This window comes from Micromonospora sp. NBC_01796, assembly GCF_035917455.1.
GTDB lineage: Bacteria > Actinomycetota > Actinomycetes > Mycobacteriales > Micromonosporaceae > Micromonospora_G.
In genome coordinates this window covers 441,035-462,240 of the sequence record NZ_CP109078.1, presented here as the reverse complement: position 1 = coordinate 462,240, position 21,206 = coordinate 441,035, and the positions used below count along the sequence as shown (strand labels likewise).

General features: G+C 70.9%; 18 protein-coding genes and 1 pseudogene. 7 read left to right on the top strand and 12 right to left on the bottom strand.

Going from position 1 to position 21,206, the window contains the following annotated elements:
* Positions 1-92 precede the first annotated feature (92 nt).
* Positions 93-1,142 (top strand): App1 family protein, encoded by a 1,050-nt coding sequence (locus OIE47_RS02130; RefSeq protein ID WP_326559773.1) that lies wholly within the window; start codon positions 93-95, stop codon positions 1,140-1,142.
* A 39-nt stretch (positions 1,143-1,181) separates the two neighbouring features.
* On the opposite strand, the gene OIE47_RS02125 is transcribed toward OIE47_RS02130, so the two are convergent.
* Positions 1,182-1,985 carry an aminotransferase class IV family protein gene (locus tag OIE47_RS02125; RefSeq protein WP_326559772.1) on the bottom strand — a complete coding sequence of 268 codons (804 nt, stop codon included), beginning with the start codon at positions 1,983-1,985 and terminating at the stop codon, positions 1,182-1,184.
* A gap of 64 nt (positions 1,986-2,049) precedes the next feature.
* Here OIE47_RS02125 and OIE47_RS02120 point away from each other — a divergent pair, with 64 nt between their 5' ends.
* Positions 2,050-2,424, top strand: a complete 375-nt coding sequence (locus tag OIE47_RS02120) for a MerR family transcriptional regulator (RefSeq protein ID WP_326559771.1) — start codon at positions 2,050-2,052, stop codon at positions 2,422-2,424.
* Positions 2,425-2,446: 22 nt separating this feature from the next.
* Here OIE47_RS02120 and OIE47_RS02115 read toward each other — a convergent pair whose 3' ends face one another.
* Positions 2,447-5,323 (bottom strand): AfsR/SARP family transcriptional regulator, encoded by a 2,877-nt coding sequence (locus tag OIE47_RS02115; protein ID WP_326559770.1) that lies wholly within the window; start codon positions 5,321-5,323, stop codon positions 2,447-2,449.
* Between the two features lie 12 nt (positions 5,324-5,335).
* Positions 5,336-8,209: an AfsR/SARP family transcriptional regulator gene (locus OIE47_RS02110; RefSeq protein ID WP_326559769.1), complete on the bottom strand. Its 2,874-nt coding sequence runs from the start codon at positions 8,207-8,209 to the stop codon at positions 5,336-5,338.
* 277 nt (positions 8,210-8,486) lie between these two features.
* Here OIE47_RS02110 and OIE47_RS02105 point away from each other — a divergent pair.
* From OIE47_RS02105 to OIE47_RS02095, 3 genes and pseudogenes are all read left to right on the top strand, one after another.
* Positions 8,487-9,245, top strand: a pseudogene (locus OIE47_RS02105) (alpha/beta fold hydrolase); the annotation flags it as partial.
* Positions 9,149-10,183, top strand: coding sequence for an alpha/beta fold hydrolase (locus tag OIE47_RS02100; RefSeq protein ID WP_442792039.1), 1,035 nt, complete (start codon positions 9,149-9,151; stop codon positions 10,181-10,183). The pseudogene OIE47_RS02105 and the gene OIE47_RS02100, both read left to right, overlap by 97 nt.
* A 9-nt stretch (positions 10,184-10,192) precedes the next feature.
* Positions 10,193-11,002, top strand: coding sequence for an alpha/beta hydrolase (locus tag OIE47_RS02095; RefSeq protein WP_326559766.1), 810 nt, complete (start codon positions 10,193-10,195; stop codon positions 11,000-11,002).
* Between the two features lie 69 nt (positions 11,003-11,071).
* Here the strand turns inward: OIE47_RS02095 and OIE47_RS02090 are convergent, their stop codons facing one another.
* Positions 11,072-11,296 carry a hypothetical protein gene (locus OIE47_RS02090; RefSeq protein WP_326559765.1) on the bottom strand — a complete coding sequence of 75 codons (225 nt, stop codon included), beginning with the start codon at positions 11,294-11,296 and terminating at the stop codon, positions 11,072-11,074.
* A 142-nt stretch (positions 11,297-11,438) separates the two neighbouring features.
* Here OIE47_RS02090 and OIE47_RS02085 point away from each other — a divergent pair, with 142 nt between their 5' ends.
* Complete coding sequence (locus tag OIE47_RS02085; RefSeq protein WP_326559764.1) at positions 11,439-11,810, top strand: VOC family protein; 372 nt, start codon at positions 11,439-11,441, stop codon at positions 11,808-11,810.
* A gap of 183 nt (positions 11,811-11,993) precedes the next feature.
* Here OIE47_RS02085 and OIE47_RS02080 read toward each other — a convergent pair whose 3' ends face one another.
* From OIE47_RS02080 to OIE47_RS02045, 8 genes are all read right to left on the bottom strand, one after another.
* On the bottom strand, positions 11,994-12,302 hold the full coding sequence (locus tag OIE47_RS02080; RefSeq protein ID WP_326559763.1) for a 2TM domain-containing protein: 309 nt from the start codon (positions 12,300-12,302) through the stop codon (positions 11,994-11,996).
* A 49-nt stretch (positions 12,303-12,351) separates the two neighbouring features.
* Positions 12,352-14,976, bottom strand: a complete 2,625-nt coding sequence (locus OIE47_RS02075; protein ID WP_326559762.1) for an FAD-dependent oxidoreductase — start codon at positions 14,974-14,976, stop codon at positions 12,352-12,354.
* A 204-nt stretch (positions 14,977-15,180) separates the two neighbouring features.
* Positions 15,181-16,209 carry an SDR family oxidoreductase gene (locus OIE47_RS02070; protein ID WP_326559761.1) on the bottom strand — a complete coding sequence of 343 codons (1,029 nt, stop codon included), beginning with the start codon at positions 16,207-16,209 and terminating at the stop codon, positions 15,181-15,183.
* Between the two features lie 11 nt (positions 16,210-16,220).
* Positions 16,221-16,766 carry a hypothetical protein gene (locus tag OIE47_RS02065; RefSeq protein WP_326559760.1) on the bottom strand — a complete coding sequence of 182 codons (546 nt, stop codon included), beginning with the start codon at positions 16,764-16,766 and terminating at the stop codon, positions 16,221-16,223.
* A 146-nt stretch (positions 16,767-16,912) separates the two neighbouring features.
* Positions 16,913-17,386: a ribonuclease HI gene (rnhA, locus tag OIE47_RS02060; RefSeq protein ID WP_326559759.1), complete on the bottom strand. Its 474-nt coding sequence runs from the start codon at positions 17,384-17,386 to the stop codon at positions 16,913-16,915.
* A gap of 53 nt (positions 17,387-17,439) precedes the next feature.
* Positions 17,440-18,756 (bottom strand): cation:proton antiporter, encoded by a 1,317-nt coding sequence (locus OIE47_RS02055; RefSeq protein ID WP_326559758.1) that lies wholly within the window; start codon positions 18,754-18,756, stop codon positions 17,440-17,442.
* 114 nt (positions 18,757-18,870) lie between these two features.
* On the bottom strand, positions 18,871-19,542 hold the full coding sequence (locus OIE47_RS02050; protein WP_326559757.1) for an HAD family hydrolase: 672 nt from the start codon (positions 19,540-19,542) through the stop codon (positions 18,871-18,873).
* A 9-nt stretch (positions 19,543-19,551) separates the two neighbouring features.
* The gene (locus OIE47_RS02045; RefSeq protein WP_326559756.1) at positions 19,552-20,133 is read right to left on the bottom strand and encodes a TetR/AcrR family transcriptional regulator; all 582 of its coding nucleotides are present in this window, start codon (positions 20,131-20,133) and stop codon (positions 19,552-19,554) included.
* A 187-nt stretch (positions 20,134-20,320) separates the two neighbouring features.
* Between OIE47_RS02045 and OIE47_RS02040 the strand changes: the two genes are divergently transcribed.
* Positions 20,321-21,199 (top strand): oxidoreductase, encoded by an 879-nt coding sequence (locus tag OIE47_RS02040; RefSeq protein ID WP_326559755.1) that lies wholly within the window; start codon positions 20,321-20,323, stop codon positions 21,197-21,199.
* Positions 21,200-21,206: the final 7 nt, after the last annotated feature.

Sequence of the window (21,206 nt, the reverse complement as noted above, 5' to 3'; positions counted from 1 at the left end):
TCTCGGCAAAACGGGCAGGTCCGGGGAATTTTTGATCATTGTGCCCGGTGCTCGCATGGCCGGCGGGGACCGCTTATGGCAGGGTGTCAGGGGTGTCGCTCGTACCCGCCCGATCGTCGGAAGTGACCCGGCGCCCACACCGGGCGGCCCGGGTCGAGGACGCGGTGCACGAGCTGTTCGCACGCCGGTTGCGGCAACGGGGATGGCCGCCCACGATCGTCGCGTACGCCGGTTACGGCGGCCAGGGCTGGCTGCGCGTGATGGGCCGGATGCTGCTCACCCGGATCGACCCCCGTGCACCCCGACCCGCCGAGAAGGTACGCGGCTGGCGCAGCTTCGTCACCCTGCCGGTGAAGGACGCCCCGGTGCTGATCGAGGCGGGCGGGAGCCGGCACGAGGCGCGTACGGACCGCAGCGGGTTCATCGACGCCGTGATCAAGGCCGACCTGCCCCCCGGCTGGGGTACGGCGCGACTGACCAGCCCCGGCGCCGAACCCGTCGACGCCCCGGTACGCGTGGTCGACCCGGAGGCCCGGTTCGGCATCCTCTCCGACATCGACGACACGGTGATGGTCACCGCGCTGCCCCGGCCCCTGCTCGCCGCCTGGAACACGTTCGTGCTCGACGAACACGCCCGGATGGCCGTACCCGGCATGGGGGTGCTCTACGAGCGCCTCGTCACCGCCCACCCCGGCGCCCCGGTCTTCTACCTCTCCACCGGCGCCTGGAACGTGGCCCCGACGCTGACCCGGTTCCTCTCCCGGCACCTCTACCCGGCCGGTCCGCTGCTGCTCACCCAGTGGGGGCCGACGGTCGACCGGTGGTTCCGCAGCGGGCGGGAACACAAGCGGGCCACCCTGGCCCAGTTGGCCCGCGAGTTCCCGAAGGTCCGCTGGCTGCTCGTCGGCGACGACGGCCAGCACGACCAGGAGATCTACGCCGAGTTCGCCGCCGCCCACCCGGAGAACGTGGCCGCGGTCGCGATCCGCCGGCTCTCCCCGACCCAGTCGGTGCTCGCCGGTGGCCTGCCCGGCCACCACAACGGCGACCCGCGCGCCTCCGGCCTGGCCGGTCAGCCGTGGCTGTACGCCCCGGACGGCGCCGGTCTGTGGCGCCTGCTCCGCGACACCGAGATCACCTAGGCGCGTACGCGAATACTCCCCTCGATACGTTGTCCGGTCTCATGGCGAGGTGAGTGGTTCGGCCTGGTAGGCCCGGTGGAGCAACGCGTAGAAGGACGGCGCCTCGGGCAAGGGCGCAGAGCCGATCCGGTGCACCGCCACACCCGGCGTCCATGAGTTCATGACCACACCCCCGGCCATCGCCGGCAGGTCGGCGAGGGTGACCTCCTGGACGCGCTGGGGGACACCCATTCGATCCAGCTGCCGACGGACAATGCCCATTGTGGTCCCACCCAGCATCTCGGCCACGGGCCACACCACTGCCGTGCCGTCCCAGAAGGCCAGATTCCAGATCGACCCTTCGCTGAGCCGACCCCGACGGTCGACGAAAGCGGCATCGTCGAAGCCTTGTCCAACGGCCTGACGGAGGAAATACGTCTTGGCCATCTCGCCGACGTGCTTCACGGCCGGGAGGACCCGTTCGTGCTCGACCGTCGCCAGTGTCAGTGGGCCCTGCGGGCCGGACGCGGCCGGCCCGGTACGGACCAGCACCTCAGGCTCCACCTCGGGCCCGGCCACGGTGAACTCGCCTGATGGCGAGTACACCGTGGCCATCAGCGAGAGGTCGGCCGGACCGGCATCGAGCGCCGCCCGCAGACAGGACCGGACCCGATCGTCGGGCAGTGCCTGACCGAACAACTCCACCGAGGCGGACCGCAGCCGCTCCAGATGGAGGTCGAGACCCCGGACCCGGCCTCCACGCACCTGCACGGCGGTGAAGTGGGCATAGCCTGCGAAGGCGAGCGGCGCCAACTCCTCGGCGGTCGCCGGACGGCCGTTACGTTGAACAACGAAAGAGGTCATATCGGCAACGTACGATCTGACACCGGTGTGAGTTTCAAGCGCGGATGAGGGAGATCACACGGAGATGAAGATCGGGGACCTGTCGCGCGAGACCGGCGTCAGCCCGCGCCTACTGCGCTACTACGAGGAGCAGGGACTGCTCACCTCGCACCGCGTCGGAGGTGGCCACCGGCGGTATGCCGATGACGCGCCGGTTGTGGTCGGCCATATCAGGGCCTTTCTCGCTGCTGGCCTGACCACCAGCGTCATCCGCGAGGTGCTGCCCTGCGTCGAGGGTCCGGGCCCGGAACTGGAGCACTGCGCGGCGCCGACACTGTGGAAACAACTTCGTGGCCTCGACAACAAGATCTCCACGCTCCAGGATGCGCGGTCCGCACTCGCCGGGATCCTCGCCACCACCACCGCTCCCGTCGTTGACGTGCGGTCAACCTCCGGATGACCCGTCGACTTCGATACGGGCGCTATTCGGGCCGGGTGGCCAGCTTGGCCCGTACCTTCTCGGTGTCCGGGTGGCTGATCTCGGTCATGATGTCGAGCGCCTGCCGCCACACCGCGTACGCCTCGTCGGGCTCACCGGCGGCCAGGTGGTTGTCACCCAGGCGGTGCAGGCTGTTCGCCTCGTACACCCGGTCACCGGTCTCCCGACGGATCCGGATCGCCTCCCGGTAGCACTCGGCCGCGTGCGCGTACTCGCCCAGGTGGTGGTGGGCGTAACCGAGACTGTCCCGGGTGGCCGCCTCACCCTGCCGGTTGCCGACCTCCCGGAGGATGACCAGCGCCCGGCCGCAGTAGTCGATCGCAAGGTGGTGATCGCCGCGCAGCACGTGCACCCACCCGACGCCGTTGAGGGCATGTGCCTGGCCGGGACGGTCACCGGCCGCCGCGTAGTGGTCGAGCGCAGCCAGGGTGTGTGCGAGGGCGTCGTCGTACCGCTCCTCCTTGTAGGCGATCCCGCCGAGGCGACGGTAGGTGTCGCCCTGGCCGGTGTGGTCGCCGAGTTCGGCGAAGAGGGCCACCGACCGGGTGAGCAGCGCCCTGGCGTCGTCGTACCGGCCGAGTTCGGTGTAGGCCAGGCCCAACTGGCTGCCGGTGTGGGCCAACCCGAGACGGTCCGTACGCGGGTCGAGCGCCGCCCGCGCGGTCTCCTGCGCACTGACCCAGTCGTCGAAGTAGCCGCGCCGGTGCAGGAACGGCACCATCGCCCAGGTGAGCTGCCAGGCGTGGTGGGGGAAACCGTCCACGGCGGCCCGGTCGACCGCCGCCAGGAGGGTCGAACGTTCGGTGGTGAACCAGGCCCAGGCGGCGTCCACGTCGGACGGCACCTCGGCGGCGCTGCCGGGCTGCGCCTGCGGGACAGCGGACGACCCCGGTGCACCCGCCGGGGGTCCCGGCGAGGGCCGGTGGTGGGACAGCAGCCGGTCCGCCGCCAGGGCGCTGTGCAGGTAGTGGTCGAGCAACCGGTGCCGGGCCGCCCGCCGCTGCCCCGCATCGTCGCTGGTCGCGGCGAGTTCCCCGGCGTACGCGGCCAGCAGGTCGTGCATCGTGTGGCGGCCGGGCACGGGCTGGACGGCCAGGTTGGCCCGGACGAGTTCGGCGAGCAGGGCACGGGCCCGCCGGATCGGCACACCGGCCAGGCTGGCGGCGGCCGGGAGGCTGATCTCCGGCCCGGTCCTGGTCCCGCCGAGCAGCCGGAACAGCCGGGCCGAGTCGGCACTCAGCGCGCGGTACGACCAGGAGAAGACCGCCCGCGCGTCGACCACGTCGTCCGGATCGGCGAACCCGTCCAGCCCGCCCTCCTCGTCGTGCAACTCGGCCGCGATTCCCGCCAGCGACCGGGCCGGCGAGGTGGCCACCCGGGCGGCGACGATCGCCAACGCCAGCGGCAGACCGCCGCACCGGCCCAGGATGGCCCCGGTCGCCTCGGGTTCGGCGTTCAGTCGGGCGGCGCCGACCCGGCGGGCCAGCAGTTCCCGCGCGTCGGTCGGCGGCAGGATGTCGAGCACCAGCGGATGCGCACCGTCGGCGGCGACCAGACCGGAGAGCTGGTTGCGGCTGGTCACGATCGCCAGGCACCCGGGACCGCCGGGCAGGAGGGGACGTACCTGCTCGGCGTCGCGGGCGTTGTCGAGCAGCACCAGGATCCGGCGCCCGGCGAGCAGGCTGCGGTAGAGCGCGGTCTGCCCCTCGACGGTGCGCGGCGACCGCTCGGGGGCGACCCCGAGCGCGTCGAGCATCCCGCGCAGCGCCTCGGCCGGGCTCATCACCGAACCGGTCGGATCGAAGCCGCGCAGGTTCACGTAGAGCTGCCCGTCGGGATAGCTCGGTGCGACCCGGTGGGCCCAGTGGACCGCGATCGTCGTCTTACCCGTACCGGCCATGCCGCTGATCGCGCTGACCACCATGGCCGTCGACGGGGTGCCCTGCTCGGGGACGAGGGCCAGGGCCCGCCGCAGCTCTCCCCGCCGTCCGACGAAACTCGACAGGTCGGGCGGGAGTTGCGCCGGGCGTACCACCGGGCCGGTCGGGGTCGGCCGGTCAGCCTCCGGTACGGAGTTGCCCCGCTGCCGGTCGAGCACCGTCTCGTACGCGGCCCGCAGCTCCGCACCGGGGTCGATGCCGAGTTCCTCGGCGAGGGCGGCCCGGACCCGGGCGAAGACCGCCAGCGCCTGCGCCTGCTGACCGGATGCCACCAGCAGCAGGATCAGCCTGGCCTGTAGCGGCTCGTCCAGCACCGCCCGTTCGGCCGCGCGCCGGATGTCGGTGACGAGTTCGTCCGCCTGCCCGCACCCGAGCGCGCAGTCGGCCGCCTCCCGGACGGCGTCGAAGTACTCCCGGTCGAGTTCGCCGAAGACCGGATGCGTACGGATGGCGGGGTTGACGTTGCCGGCACCCGGCCCCTGCCACAGCCGCACCGCGGCGGCGAAATGTGGCACCGCCGCGCCTTCCCGACCGGCGGCGACGGCGGCCCTGGCCTGCCCGAGCAGACGCCGGAAGTCGAGCAGGTCGACGCTGTCGGCGTCCCCGGTGAGCTGGTAACCCCCGGCGGAGCGGCCCAGCCACCGGCCGGGTTCCCGTGGACCGAGCGCGGGTTCCAGCAACCGGCGCAGGGTGCCGATGTGCCCGTGTACGGCGTTGACCGCGGTGGGCGGTGGATCCTGCCCCCAGAGCACGTCGACGATCTCGGCCAGGCTGACCGGCGTGCCGACCCGGGCGAGCAGTACGGCGAGCAGGGCCCGTACCTGGGGTGCGCCGAGTTGGACCTCTTCGCCGCCCCGCCAGAGTCGCACCGGCCCGAGCACGGTCAGGCGTACCGGTGCCCCGCTTCGAAGATTGTCCATTGTGGTCATCGTTCAGTGGCCGGCCAGCTTGGCCAGCACCTGGTCGATCCGGGGATGGCCGACCTCGGCCATGATCACCAGCGCTCGGTGCCAGGTGGAGAGGGCCGCGTCCAGCTCACCCCCGGCGAGCAGGGTGTCGCCGAGCCGGTCGAGACTGGCCGCCTCGTACGTCAGGTCGCCGATCTCGCCCCGAATCCGGATCGCCTCGTCATAACACTGCGTGGCCTGCGCGTACTCGGCCAGGCAGTGGTGGACGAAGCCCAGACTGTCCCAGGTGGCCGCCAGACCGCGCGGGTTGCCGACCTCCTCGAAGATCACGAGCGCCCGGTTGCAGTGCTCGACCGCCGGTTCGTACTCGCCGATCCGGGCATGGGTCCAACCGATCGCGTTCAGCGCGAGCGCCTGCCCGTTGCGGTCGTCGACCGAGGCGTAGAGCGCGAGCGCCTGCCGGGCGTGTTCGAGCGCCTCCTCCGTCCGGTTCTGCCGGTCCCGGATGTCGTTGAGACAGCGGTGGCCCACCGCTTGCCCCACCCGGTCACCCAGGTCGCCGAAGAGTCGCAGCGAACGGGCGAGGTGGACGCTCGCCTCGTCGTACCGGCCGTACCTGACCAGGATCGACCCGACCACCCGGGTCAGGTACGCCTGCCCGGTCCGGTCGTCGTCCCGTTCGGTCGCCGCCAGCACGCTCACCATCGTCGGCAGCCAGCCCTCCCAGTGCCCGCGCAGGAAGAGGAACGGTTCCAGCGCCCTGGCCAACTGCCAGGCGTGTCCGGCGAGCCCGTCGGCGGCGGCCCGGGCGATCGACGCCACCAGGGTGTGACGTTCCGCGACGAACCAGGACAGCGCCTCGTCCGCCGAGCACATCGGCGCCACGGTGATCGTGGACGGTGCCGGCCCGAGGGGGACCGTGGGCCGCAGCGGGGAGAACAGCCGTTCGGCGGCGTGTGCCGTGTGCAGGTAGTGGTCCAGCAACCGGTGCCAGGCCTCCCGGCGTTCGGCTTCGCTGTCGTGCTGCCGGGCCAGCTCGTCGGCGTACGCGCCGAGCAGGTCGTGCATGGTGTACCGGGAGCCGTCGCCCTGGAGCACCAGACTCGCCCTGGTCAGCTCGGTGAGGAGCGGGCGGACCTCCCGGACCGGTACGCCGGCCAGACTGGCCGCGGCCGGCTGGCCGATGTCGTGGCCGTTGCGAACCCCGCCGAGCAGCCGGAACAGCCGCGCCGCACCGGGGCTGAGGGCGTGGTACGACCAGGAGAAGACGGCACGCGGGTCGACGGCGCTGTCCGCGTCGGCGAAGACGTCCAGCGGACCCTCCTCGTCGTCCAGTTCGGCGTTGATGCTCGCCAGGGAGAGGGCCGGATAGGTCGCCGCCCGCGCGGCGACGATGGCGAGTGCCAACGGCAGCCCACCGCACCGGCGCAGGATGGCGGCAGTGGCCTCGGGTTCGTTGTCGAGCCGGTCCCCGCCGATCCGCAGCGACAGCAGCTTGTGCGCGTCCCGCACCGGCAGGGTGTCGAGGACCAGGGGGTACGCCCCGTCCACGGCGACCAGTCCGGCGAGCTGGTTGCGGCTGGTCACGATCGCCAGGCAACCGGGGCTGGCGGGCAGCAGCGGGCGTACCTGGTCGGCGTCGCGGGCGTTGTCGAGCACCACCAGCATTTTCCTGCCGGCGAGCAGGCTGCGGTAGAGGGCGGTCCGCCCGTCCAGGCTCTCCGGGATCCGGTCCGGTGCCACCCCCAGCGTCTCGAAGATCTCCCGGAGCGCGTCGTCCGGGCTCACCACCGCGTCGCTCGGACCGAAGCCGTGCAGGTTCAGGTAGAGCTGGCCGTCGGGGTACCGCCCGATGACCCGGTGCGCCCAGCGGACCGCGAGCGTCGTCTTCCCCGCACCGGCCATTCCACTGATCGCGCTGATCACGACTGTTCCCGGCTCGGCGCCCTCCTCGGGTATGAGCGACAGGGCTCGGGCGAGTTCGCCCCGGCGGCCGACGAAGGTCGACAGGTCGGGTGGGAGCTGGGCCGGGCGTACCGGATGTGGCGATCCGGTCGGCCCGGCGGCATCCGGACGGGTGGTGTCCGGTCGCCGGTCGCCGACGGCAGCCGTGCCGGTGCCGTGCTGCTGGCGGAGCACCGCCTCGTACGCCGCCCGCAGTTCCGCCCCCGGGTCGATGCCCAGGTCGTCGACGAGGGCGGTACGCACCCGCCCGAACAGGGCCAGCGCCTGCGCCTGCTGTCCGCTCGCCGCGAGCAGCAGGATCAACCGGGCCTGCAACGGTTCGTCCAGCGGAAAACGTTCCGCTATCCGCTGGATGCCGGCGACGAGTTCGGCCGCCCGCCCCGCCCGCAGCGCACAGTCGGCCGCCTCCCGGACACCGGCGAGGCACTCCCGTTCGAGCCCGCCGAAGATCGGATGCGACCGGACGGTGGCGCTGACGTTGGCGGCGCAGGGACCCTGCGGGAGCCGCAGGGCGGCGACGAAATGGGCCACCGCCGCACCGTCCCGACCGGCGGCGACGGCCGCCCTGGCCTGCCCGAGCAGGCGGCGGAAGTCGAGCAGGTCGACGCTCTCCGCGTCCCCGGCGAGCTGGTAGCCCCCGGCGGAGCGACTCAGCCACCGGCCGTGTTCCCGGGCGCCGAGGGAGGGTTCCAGGAGTCGACGCAGGGCACCGACGTGCCCGTGTACGGCGTTCGTCGCGGTGGCCGGCGGGTCCTGCCCCCACAGCACGTCCACGATCTCGGCGAGGCTGACCGGTGTCCCGACCTGCGCGAGCAGTACGGCAAGCAGTGCGCGTACCTGGGGGGCGCCGAGTTGTACCTCGGTCCCGTCCCGCCACAGACGCACCGGGCCGAGCACGGTGAGGCGTACCGGATCGGTCTTTTCCTCTGTCACTGACTCCTGCGTCCCCGTTACGGACGGCCCGGCTGGCGGGCCCTCACTTCTTCTTCAGTTTTTCCCTGTGCAGCCCGGCCTACGGTCGACCCCGGCACACACCGATGGGCAGGTCACCTGCCCATTATCGCGGCGGTCGGGCGCAATACCCTACCGGCCCGCTCTGGAATGTGCCGGGCAGTGGGTCCGACGACCGCACCCCTGCATCGTCCCGTCAGTCCCGACCGGTCGTGCCACGCCCAGGCGTGGACACGGACCGGCCATCTAGGGAGAGCGCATGACCACAGTTCCGATTACCGATTCCGCCCGCCGGCGTCGTCCGCTCCTGATCAGCATGCTCGTCGCCCTCGTGCTGCTGCTCGGTGCCGGAGGGCTCGCCGCGACCCCGGTCGCGTCCGCCGCAACCGCAAACCGGACCAAGCCGACCGTGGTTCTGGTGCACGGCGCCTTCGCCGACGCCTCCGGCTGGAACGACGTGGTACGCCAGCTCCAGCGGCAGGGCTACCCGGTGATCGCACCGGCCAACCCGCTGCGCGGGGTCGCCTCCGACTCGGCTTACGTGGCCAGCATCCTGGCGACGCTGACCGGCCCGATCGTCCTGGTCGGACACTCGTACGGCGGCATGGTGATCACCGCCGCCGCGAACGGCAACCCCAACGTCAAGGCCCTGGTGTACGTGGCCGCGTTCGCACCCGACGCCGGTGACACCGTCGAGGGGCTGCAGACGAAGTTCCCGGGCAGCAAGCTCAGCCCGGCGGCACTCGACTTCCGCCCGTACCTGCTGCCGGACGGCAGCCCGAGCGTCGACGGCTACGTCAAGCCGGCCCTGTTCCGCGACATCTTCGCCGGTGACCTGCCGGCCGCCACCACCGCCGTCATGGCCGCCACCCAGCGTCCCGGCGACGGGCACACGCTCCAGGAACCGGCCGGGGCACCGGCGTGGAAGACCATCCCGTCCTGGTACCTGGTCGCCCGCAACGACAACCTGATCCCGGCCGCCGCGCAGCGCTTCATGGCCGGTCGGGCGAACGCCCACAAGGTCGAGGTCAACGCCTCGCACGTGGCGATGATGTCGAAGCCGACCGCCGTGGTCGACCTCGTCACCGACGCCGCCCGGACCACCGTCCGCTGAGCACAGGGAGATCCACGATGGGGTTCGTCACCGCTTCGGACGGTACGCAGATCTTCTACAAGGACTGGGGGACCGGTAAGCCGGTTGTCCTCTCCCACGGCTGGCCGCTGAACTCGGACAGTTGGGAGGCGCAGGCGCTGTTCCTGGCCGCGAACGGTTACCGGGTGATCGCCCACGACCGGCGCGGACACGGCCGTTCCACCCAGACCTGGCACGGCAACGAGATGGACACGTACGCCGACGACCTCGCCACCCTGATCGACACCCTCGACCTGCGCGAGGCGACCCTGGTCGGGTTCTCCACCGGTGGCGGCGAGGTCGCCCGCTACATCGGCCGGTACGGCACCGGCCGGGTGGAGAAGATCGTCCTGGTCTCGGCGGTGCCGCCGTTCATGCTCAAGACCGACGACAACCCCGGCGGGGTGCCGATCGAGGTCTTCGACGGGATCCGCGCCGGTTCGCTGGCCGACCGGTCCCAGCTCTACAAGGACCTCGCCGACGGCCCGTTCTTCGGCAACAACCGGCCCGGCGCGAACGTCTCCCAGGGCATCCGGGACGCGTTCTGGCTCCAGAGCATGCAGGCCGGACACCGCAACGCCCTGGAGTGCATCGCCGCGTTCTCCGCCACGGACTTCCGCGCGGACCTCGACGCGTTCGACGTACCGACGCTTGTCATCCACGGGGACGACGACCAGGTGGTCCCGTTCGAGGTCGGCGGCAAGGCATCGGCGGAGCGGGTCAAGGGTGCGGTCCTGAAGGTCTACCCGGGGGCCCCGCACGGCATCACCGACACGCACAAGGAGCAGCTCGGTGCCGACCTGCTCGCCTTCCTCAACAGCTAAGGACGACCGATGAGTACCGCACCCGACACCATCGTGCTGATCCACGGCCTCTGGGTGACGCCGAGAAGCTGGGAACACTGGATCGAGCACTACGAGAAGCGGGGCTACCGGGTCATCGCTCCGGCGTACCCCGGATTCGAGGTCGAGGTCGAGGCGCTGAACGCCGACCCGTCACCGATCGAGGCGGTGACCATCCCGGGCATCGTCAGCCACCTGAAGTCGGTGATCGCCGAGCTGGACCGCCCGCCGATCCTGATGGGCCACTCCGCCGGTGGGGTCTTCACTCAGATCCTGCTCGACCACGGGGTGGGAGCCGTCGGTGTGGCGATCAACTCGGCCCCGACCGAGGGCGTCACCGTGCTGCCGGCCTCGCAGGTGAAGTCGACGTTCCCGGTGCTGAAGAACCCGGCGAACCGGCACCGGGCCGTCGCCTTCACCCACGACCAGTGGCACTACGCCTTCACCAACACCTTCAGTGAGGAGGAGTCCCGGCAGCTCTACGCCCGGTACGCGATCCCGGGCCCCGGACAGATCGTGTGGGCGGGCGTACTGGCGAACTTCCAGCCCGGCCACCAGGCCGCGTGGGTGGACTACGCCAACGACAACCGGGCGCCGCTGCTGTTCGTCGCCGGTGGCGAGGACCACCTCATGCCGCCGGCCGTCCAGCACTCCAACGCCAAGCACTACACCTCGAACACCGTCACCGAGGTCAAGGAGTACGCCGGCCGCTGCCACCTGCTCCCGGCCCAGCCCGGCTGGGAAGAGGTCGCCGACTACGCCCTGGACTGGGCGGTACGCCACGCCCGTACGTCCGACTGATCTTCACTCACGGGGAGATACCGGTGGGGGTGCGCCCGAACAGGGCCCACCCCCACCGGGTCGTACCCGCTATTCGGTCATGCCCATGGGGTCGGACCGGACGAAGCTCATCTCCCAGCCGCCGTTGCCGACGGGCTGACGCTGATAAAGATGATCGATTTCGGGGAGGCGGTCGCCTTCGCCACGATGGCTCAGAACCCAACGCGCCGGTGGCATCCCGTCCGGGTCGACCGGGAGTTGGTGGATCTCGCCGTCGGCGGGACCGCCGACGAACCGCATGTCGACCAGCGTCATCAGCGCTCCACTCCCTCCGGGCCGGAAGATGCCTCGTTCCCGTAACGGTCGCATACATGCCGCCACGGTCCGCGCGGTTGCGGATTACCGGGGCACCTACCGGTTCAACGAGCGATGGCAGCCGGGCGATAACGTTCCGGCCATGCGACTGCAGAACATCGTTTTCGACTGCCGTAACGCGTACGAGCTGGCCTCGTTCTGGAGCGCCGTGGTCGGTCGACCGCTCGGCGCCGACGACAAGCCGGGCGACGAGGAGGTTGTCGTCGAGATGTCGGAGGGGCCGACGCTGTACTTCGCCGAGGTGCCCGAGCCCAAGACGGTCAAGAACCGGCTGCACGTCTGCCTCGAACCGGACCAGCTCCGGGACGGGGAGGTGGAACGGGTGCTCGGTCTGGGCGCGACGATGGTCGACGACCGCCGACGGCCGGACGGAACGGGGTGGGCGGTGCTGGCCGACCCGGAGGGCAACGAGTTCTGCATGCTCCGCAGCGCCGCCGAGCGTCCGGCGGAGTAGAGACGGTGGCGATCTCGGCCTTGTAGATATGGATCGAGTGGGCGTTTCGACCGCGGAGGGCGTCCGGGTCGGCGACGGATCCGGGTACGGGCGGGTCTCCGGACCAACCTGCACCGTCCTCGGATGACCTCCCGCAGATCGCTGCCGGACGACGAGGACGGTGGAGGAGGGTGGACTAAACGCTCAGTTCTGAGCCGGTCCGGTGGGCTCGATCCGGTTCATCTCCTGGGCGATACGACCCTCGTCCAGGCCCGACCACGAATTCACCGCCCAGACGTGGAAGATCAACCCGACGCCCCAGCCGAGGATCGACCACAGCGGCCAGAAGAACTGGTCCGGAGTGTAGGCCCACCACACGATGACCTGGGTGATGTTGGCCAACAGGTAAACCAGCACGTGGGCCTGCACGCCCATCTTCTGGCGCAGCCGGCGGATGGCGCGTGCGCGCACCGGGTCAGAATCGGCAGGGCTCGCGGAATGGTTTGTCTTCATCTCGGTGTCCTCGCATCTCGAATTGTTCGGCGGACGTTGGTTCCTGCGATCACGTACCGCGGGTGATCACCAGGTCTTCGGTGGGCAGCGTCTGGCAGGCGAGCCGCCAGCCCTGGTCGATCTCCTCGGTGGAGAACATCCCCCGGGTGTCCGTCTCGTAGCTGCCGGACAGGATCCGGACCCTGCAGGTGCCGCAGGCGCCCTCGCCGCACGATTGCGGGAACGGGATGCGGGCGGCGTTGGCGGCGTCGAGGACCGTCTGCCCGGGCGGGCAGGCGAACGTCGTGCTCCGGTCCCGCTCGGCGATCGTGTAGCCCGTGACGCCGGCCTGCTCGGCGGCGACGGCGATGGCGTGCGCCCTTTCCCGGCGGGTCTGTGTGCTGCGGCCCGACACGAAGGCTTCGGTGTGGAGGGTGTCGCGGGGCACCTCGAGTGCGGTCAGCAGACCGAGCACGTCCTGCATCATCGGCGCCGGGCCGCAGAGGTGGACGCGCGTGACGCCGGCGACGTAGGGGCGGAGCGCTTCGAGGTCGATCCGGCCACGCCGGCCCTGCCACCCGGCACCCGGCTGGGTGAGAAAGACGGCCACCTCGAGCCCGGGCAGCCGGGCCTGAAGCTGCTCCAGTTCCTGCCGGTACGGGATTTCGTCCTCGGTCCGGCAGCCGGCCAGCAGGACGATGCGGCCGTGATGACCGGCGTCCGCCGCTGCGGCCAGGACGCTGACCAGGGGGGTGATCCCGACACCGCCGGCGATCAGCAGCAGCGTGCCGCCACCGATGTCGCGCTGTGGGTCCCAGGTGAACTCACCGAACGGGCCGCTCACCCGCAGTGCCTGCCCGATCTCCAGGTCGTCGTGCAGGAAGGTGGAGCCGAGGCCGATCGGATCCCGCTTCACCCCGATCTCGACATGATGCTTCGCACCCGGGCCACTCGAGATCGAGTAGGAGCGCTCGATCGGCTCGACCGCCACGGGCAGGTCGATCTTGAGGTACTGGCCCGCGGCAAAGGAGAACGGCACCGTGCCGCCGTCCATCGCTTCCAGCCGGATTTTCCGGATCGTCGGTGTGAGCGCCTCGATCTCGGTGACGCGCAGGTAGCCCTGCCAGGTGGTGGTCGGTTCGCGTACCGGGTTGCGGGCGAAGATGGATCTCCACATCGCTCCGGTCTGCCTCGGCCGCAGCACGGCGCCGGCCGCGACGAGCCCTCCGGCCAGCGCCCCGACCACGCCGGAACCCCAGGCGTCCTGTCCGGCCACGACCAGGCCCCGCACCGGCGTACGCGCCCCCGCCAGCGGCGAGCGCAGCCGTTCCGGGGTCGCCGCGAGGCCGTAGAAGGAACCCCGGACGCTGCGCTGGTAGGTCTCGAACGACAGCGGTGTGGCGAGCTCGGCGAAGGCGATGGACTCCCGGATGCCGGGCCACCGTTCGTCGAGGCGGTCGATCAGTCGCCGGGTCAGTGCGTCCTTGAGTCTGTGGTAGTCGTCCGGCCGCTCGTCGTCGGGCGTCCCCTGCCACTGGTCGAACGCCGCCGGGTCGACGAGTTCCACCACCTCGACCGTGTGGTGGCGAGCGGCCGGGTTGTTGAGGGAGGCGAACGAGACGTAGAGCGTGCCGTCACCGAGCTGCCGGTGAAAACCGTCATGACCGTCGAGGTCGGGCATGAACCAGTGGTTCTCCCCGTGCAGGCCGAACGCGGCCGGTGACCGGTCCAGGCCCAGGAACAGCATGATCGCGGACGGTTCCGCCGGCAGGTTCGCGACCTCGCGCTTCCACTGTGGCTCGGCCGCAGATTCCAGTAAGGCGTACGTGTTGCGGACGCCCGCCGCCGAGACGACGGCCGGGGTCCGTACCCGATAGGTGCGTCCGGTGGCGCGGTCCTCCACCTCGACAGCGGCCACCCGGCCCCGCTCGAGGACGATCCGCTGAACCTGCTGACGGGTCCGCAGCTCGACACCGTACCGTTCGAGGATCTCTAGAACGATCTGGTTGAGCGCCCTCGGGCCGCCCACGGGATGCGCGGTGCCCGCCATGAAGAACGTGGTCGGCACCGCGGCGTGGTAGCCGAAGGCGTTCGACCCGGGCGGCGTCCCGTAGAGCCCCCACCGCGCGGCCAGGATCGCCCGGAGCTTCGGGTCCCGGAAGCTGCGGGCCATCTGGTCCCGCGACGACCGGTACGTGGCCGGGAAGAGTCGCTCGACGATCGGGAACCCGAGTCTGCGCACCGGCGCGGGCATCGACGAGAGAATATTGCGCGTGGCGAGCCCGGCCATCGCCTGCCGTACCGTCCGGAAATAGCGGTCGATGGCCTCGGCCTCGCCCGGGAACCGGTCCTTGAGTCGGGCCCGGAACTGTTCCCGGCCGGCGGGTACGGTGAAATCGAATCCCGGAAAGTGCAGGACGTCGTAGTCGTCCGGCAGCGGCCAGAGCTGCACCCGCCCGTCGGTCATGAAGTCGAGGAAGGGACCGGCGTTCGCGCTCATGTAGTGCAGTCCGGTCCCGAACTTGTACCGCCCTTCGCGGGAGAACTCGTGCGTCATCCCACCGAGGGTGTAGTGCTGTTCCAGGACGAGAACCCGTTTCCGGCCGAACTGCGCGAGCATGCGGGCCGCCGCCAGACCGCCCATGCCCGATCCGACCACGACAACATCGGCTTCCTCCTGCGCGGTCAAGATCACCCTCAGCTTCTCGGTGGACGATCCGGTCCCCGGCAGGGAAGCCGGGATCCCGTTGCTTCCGACGATAGGGAGACCCAGTTGACAGGTACTGGACGACTTCTGAATCGTGCCGCCACCGGGTCGCCGGAGAACGCCACCACCATGACAACGAACGCTGCCGAACGGTGATCGGGTACGGGTCGCTCACGTTCGACTTGGGTTGGTCTACGCGGCGGCCCTTCGTGTCGTGTCGCTGAGCAGTCCCAGGCCCGCCAGGCTGCTCACGGTGTCCAGGATCGTGTCGTCGATCGGCCGCGGCTGCCAGCCCAGAGCCTCGCGCGCCTTCGCGCTCGACGCCTCGCGCACCACACCGAGGTCCGGGACGACCGTCGCGAACCGAGGGCTCATCCGCGCGCTGAGGCGGACCGCCCAGTCCGGCACTGTCCGGGCCGGCACCCGGCCTGCTGCCGGGCCGAGCCGGGCGCGCAGAAGGCTCGCGATCCGCGGCAGCGACGTCGTGCCCGCGGTGGCGACGAAACGCTGGCCCGCGGCGGCCGGCTCGACCATCGCGCGTACGTGCAGGTCCGCGACGTCGCGAACATCGACCACGCCCCAGTTCAAGCGGGGGAGCAGCGGCAGTTTCCCGTTCAGGAGCTGTTCGATCACCTCGACGTAGACCGACAGATCCGGGCCGAGCGCCGGGCCGAGAATGCCGACCGGGTTGATCACCGCCAGTTCCATCCCGCCGCCCTCCCGGTCGACGAAGTCCCACGCGGCCCGTTCGGCGACCAGTTTCGACCGCGAATAGGTGATCAGTTCGGACCCGTCCGGATCGCTCCAGTCCGCTTCGGAGAAGACCCGGTCGTAGTCGCGGTGGCCGTACCCGATGGCGGCGAACGACGACGTCAGCACCGTACGCCGGACGCCCGCGTCACGGGCCGCGCGCAGCGCCCGCAGGGTCCCCTCCCGGGCCGGCACGATCAGCTCGTCGGGGTGCTTCGGGGCGCTCCCCGGGAACGGCGAGGCCACGTGCAGCACGGCGTCACAGCCCTCGGCAGCCTTCGCCCAGCCGACGTCGGAGTTCAGGTCGACCACCGCGAACGACACGTCCGCATCGGGCTCCACCATCGCCCGCACCGCCTGCTCCCGCGAGGGCGTACGCACGGTCGTGCGGACCCGGTGACCCTGGCGCAGCAACTGCCGGATGCAGTGCGCGCCGACGAACCCGGAACCGCCGGTCACGAGAACCAACATGGTTGACCTCCTCAGGCCGGGAACTGGATGGATTGCGCCGCAGCGCCCCGAGGAACGGCCCCGCCCTGTTCCGCCTGCCGGGCGGCGTGCTTGCGCTCGATGTCGCGGGCGAAACCGACTGTTTCGTTCCGTACGTGACGGCGGATGAAGAACGGCGTCGCGATCGTCGCCGACAGCAGACTCAGCAGAGGCGACAGGTTGAGTTCGACCGTGCAGCGAAGCTGCGAGGCGCCGTTCCCGCCCGACTCGACGGTCATCGTCCACCGCACCTCGGCGCGAACCGGGACGACGTGGAACAGGTATGCCCGGCTGCGTTCGGACAGCAGCTCGAACCCACCTGCGTCGGCGGCGACCTCCCGGTAGTGCTGGATGATGAGGGTCCCGCCGATCGACTCGACGTTGATGCTCCCGCGTACGCCGCCCGAGCGCGTGAAGCCGGCGGCACGGTGTTGCGGTGACGCGGCCCGGTAGTCCTCGTCGCTGAGGGAGAAGATCCATTCCTCGAGGTCGACTTCGTTCCTCGGTACCCGCAGCGGCGTGATGTGGCTGGTCTTCACGGCTGGCTCCGCTCGTGGATGGACTGGCCAGAGTCCTGGCACCAGTCAAGTTAGAGCGGAGCACTGGAGACGCAATGTACGAACACTGAACGCCGGATCATCCACGGCGAGGGGGGATTATGAGTCCCCCGCTCCGAGGTGCCGACTCAACGTCCGGACAGGGCGCTCCGGGCGTCCGTCACGCCCCGGTTGGCCAGCGCGTCGGCTCGTTCGTTGCCGGGGTCGCCGTTGTGTCCCTTCACCCAGAGCCACTCGACCTTGTGGGACTTGACCGCCAGTTCCAGGCGTTGCCACAGGTCGGCGTTCTTGACCGGCTGCTTCGCCGAGGTCTGCCAGCCGTTGCGCTTCCAGCTCGCCATCCAGCTCGTGATGCCGTTGCGGACGTACGTGCTGTCGGTGTGCAGGCGTACGGTCACCGGCCGGTTCAGGCTTTCCAGTGCCTGGATGGCGGCCATCAGTTCCATCCGGTTGTTCGTGGTCGGTGCCGACTCGCCCCCGTACAGTTCGCGCTCGTGCTCGCCGTAGCGCAGCACCGCACCCCAGCCGCCCGGTCCGGGGTTTCCGCTGCACGCGCCGTCGGTGTAGATCTCCACGACCTTCTCGGCCGCCTGGTCCGTCATGCCGGCAATCTACCGTTCCCGTCCGGTCCCGCCGTTCGCACGCCACACCCCGGCTAGCCGGCACGGGGGACGTCGACCGGGGTCCGCTCGGCGGGCGGCTTACCGGGGGCGGACCGGCGCTCGTTTTCCTCCCCGGTCCGTTCGCCGGTGCGGTCGAGCAGGCGCATGACCGGCGTGGCCGCGATCCCGTGCAGGACCACCGAGACGATCACCACCAGGCCCACCGTCGCCCAGACCAGGTCGAGCTGCGGGATCTCGGCGTGGCTGGCGGCGTACGCGACGTAGTAGATCGAGCCGACGCCACGGATGCCGAAGAACGCGATCACCCAGTGCTCGGCGGGCCGCCCCGGTGCACCGCGCAGCGAGAGCCAGGCGAACAGGGGGCGGATCACGAACAGCAGGGCGAGCCCGGACAGGGCGGCGGGCCAGGTCAGCGGTGCCAGCAGGCCGTCGACCACGGCCCCGCCGAGGAACAACAGCAGGAGTACGGTCAGCAGCCGCTCGATCTGCTCGGCGAAGTCGTGCAGCACCCCGTGGAACTCGTGCGTACGCTCCGATGCCCGGATCGCCCGTGCGGCGAAGAAGACGGCGAGGAAGCCGTAGCCGCCGACCACCTCGATCAGCCCGTACGCGAGGAAGGTGGCGGCGATGGCGACGAAGCCCTCGGCGTGGCGGGCCAGCCGCAACTGCGACGGGGCCCGGAAGAAGAGCTTGCCGAGCAGCCAGCCGACGAGCAGCCCACCACCCACCCCGACGGCGATCTTGTAGAGGACGTCGACGGCGAGCCAGTGGCCGAGCCAGTCGGCCGGGGCGAGGCTGGTGGCGGCGATCGCGATGGCGGCGTACACGAAGGGGAACGCGAGCCCGTCGTTGAGCCCGGCTTCCGAGGTCAGCGCGAACCGGACCTCGTCCTCGTTGTCCTCGACGTCGGTCGGCTCACCCACCTGTACGTCGGCGGCGAGCACCGGGTCGGTGGGTGCGAGCGCGGCGGCGAGCAGGAGCGCGGCGGCCGGCACCAGCCCGGCCCACCACCACCCGAGCAGGGCCACGGCGAGGATGCAGAGCGGCATGCCGATGGCCAGCAGTCGCCAGGTCGACGACCAGCGTCGCCACCCGGCCCGGCGGTCGATCTTCAGACCGGCGCCCATCAGGGCGACGATGACGCCGATCTCGGTGAGGTGGGTGGTCAGTTGGGGGTGGGCGAGCGGATCGGGGCTGGGCAGCCCGGTCGGCAGCAGGAAGACCAGCATGCCGAGCCCGAGGAACGCTATCGGCATGGAGAGCGGCCGGTGTTCCACCATCCGGGGCAGGATCCCGGCCAGTAGTGCACCGATCCCGACCAGAGCGAACGCCACATCGACCGGCTCCACGCCACCACCCCTCCCGATCTGCCCGACGGGCAGGTGGTGCCTAGCCTTTCCCCGGCGCGGCCCCGCCCACTCCTGAAGTGGCCGGTGACTCAGGCCGGGAAACTGTCGGGGGACTCAGGACAGGGCGGCGATCGGGGACTCGGACAACGCGGCGAGCAGGTCGGCGGGGTCGTGGTAGACGGCCACCGCGCCCGCACCGGCCAACTCACCCCGGCTGGTTCCGCCGCAGGTCAGGCCGATGCAGGGGATGTCGAGCTGGCCGGAGGCGGCGACGTCCCAGACCGAGTCGCCGACGAACACCACCCGCGAGGCTTCCAGGCCGGACTGGTCGAGCGCGGCGGCCACGATGTCCGGGGCGGGTTTGCTCTCCCGGGCGTCCGCCGAGGTGGTCACGGCGGCGATGACGTCGTCGGCGTTCAGCACCGCGCGCAGGGCGGACGCCTCGTGTTCGGCAGCGGAGCTGGCCAGGACCACCCGCAGCCCCAGGCCGGCGCAGGCCCGCAGCAGGGCGACGGCGCCGGGCAGTGGGCGCAGCCGGGGCCAGTACTCGGCGTAGAGACTGTCGTGCGCGCCGCGGATCCGCTGGTCGCCGTCGCGGTCGTGCTCCGGCCCGAGTACGTGTTCCAGCAGCTTGTCCGCGCCCATCCCGACCGAGCGGTGGATCGAGGCCATGGGTACGTCGTGGTCGGCCTGCCGCAGCGCCTCCCACCAACAGACCGTGTGCAGGTACGTGGTGTCGACCAGGGTGCCGTCGATGTCGAAGAGCACACCCCTCGGGTTCTCCATGCCACCCGCTTACCCCGCCGGTCGTCTCCGTACGCCGTCGAGGGCGATGCCGAGCACCCGGTCGCGTTGCCGCTCGTCGGTGAACCCGGTCGCGGTGAGCCCGGTGATCATGCGCAGTACGTCGTCGAAACTGACGTCCGTACGCGCCTCGCCGGCCGCCTGGGCGCGTTCGAACAGGGGCTCGCCGGCGCCGTACATGGCGACCCGGCAGGAGCGGAACGTCTCCGAGTCCCGGTTCAGCGACTCGTAGATGGCTCGTTTCGTGGCGACGTAGTCGACGAACCGGCGCAGCCAGACCACGAAGCCGTCCCAGGGCGGCAGGTCGGCGACCTCGTCGGCGGCCTGGCACAGTTCCTCGACCTCGCCGAGGTAGACGGTGTCGAAGAGGTCCTGGCGGGTGGGGAAGTTCCGGTAGAGGGTGCCGATGCCGACTCCGGCCCGACGGGCGATCTCCTCCAGGGAGGCCGACGTGCCGCTCTCGGCGAAGACCTCGCGGGCGGCGCCGAGCAGGGCGTCGAAGTTGCGGCGGGCGTCGGCCCGGTGCGGGCGGCGCACCGCGACCCGGGGCGTTCCGGACCTCTGCTCCGTCACCGTTCCTCCCGAGCTGTGGCCGATCCGACGGGCTGTGATCGACCCGACTTGTACCGGAGGCACCCCTCCGTTAATCTGGAGGCGCGCCTCCACTTTAACAGGCGCCCCGCGAGCGGACGAGCCTCCTGCGAAGCTCGGTCTGACACAACCACAGGCAGCGGGCAGGATCAGGAGAGGATTCTCGACCATGGCCAAGACCTGGCTCGTCACCGGAAGCTCCCGTGGACTGGGGTGGGAACTGAGCCGCGCCGTCCTTGCCGGCGGTGACAACCTCGTCGCCACCGCCCGCCGCCCGGAACAACTCGCCGAACTCGTCGACACGTACGGCGACCGGGTCCGCGCGGTCGCCCTCGACGTGACCGACCCGGCCGCCGCGCACACCGCGGTCCAGGTCGCGGTGGACGTGTTCGGCGGGCTCGACGTGGTGGCGAACAACGCCGGTTACGCCGACAGCGCGCCGATCGAGGAGACCTCGGACGAGGACTTCCGTCGGCAGATCGAGACGAACCTGTTCGGCGTCGTCAACGTCACCAAGGCGGCCCTGCCGATCCTGCGCCGCCAGCGTTCCGGTCACTTCCTCCAGTTCTCCTCGATCGGCGGCCGGGTCGGCGGGACCCCGGGGCTGGCCGCGTACCAGACCGCGAAGTTCGGCGTGGAGGGCTTCTCCGAGGTGCTGAACAACGAGGTCAAGCCGTTCGGGGTCAAGGTGACGATCGTCGAGCCGGGCGCGTTCCGTACGGACTGGGGTGGCTCGTCCATGCGGATCGCCGAGGTGGGGGCGGCCTACGAGGAGACGGTGGGACGGATCCACGCCTACCGCCGGGAGGCGGACGGCAAGCAGCCCGGTGATCCGGGGCGGGCCGCCCAGGTGATCGTCGGCGTCGTCGCGCTGCCCGACCCGCCGCTGCGCCTCCTGCTCGGCTCCGACGCCCTCCAACTGGCCGAACAGGCGTCGGTGGCACGGGCCCAGGAGACCTCCCGGTGGGCCGAGGTCAGCCGGTCCACCGACTTCGACGGGCAGTACGACCTCAGCCAGTCGTACCTTGCCGGCCTGCTGCCCCGCTGAGCGAACC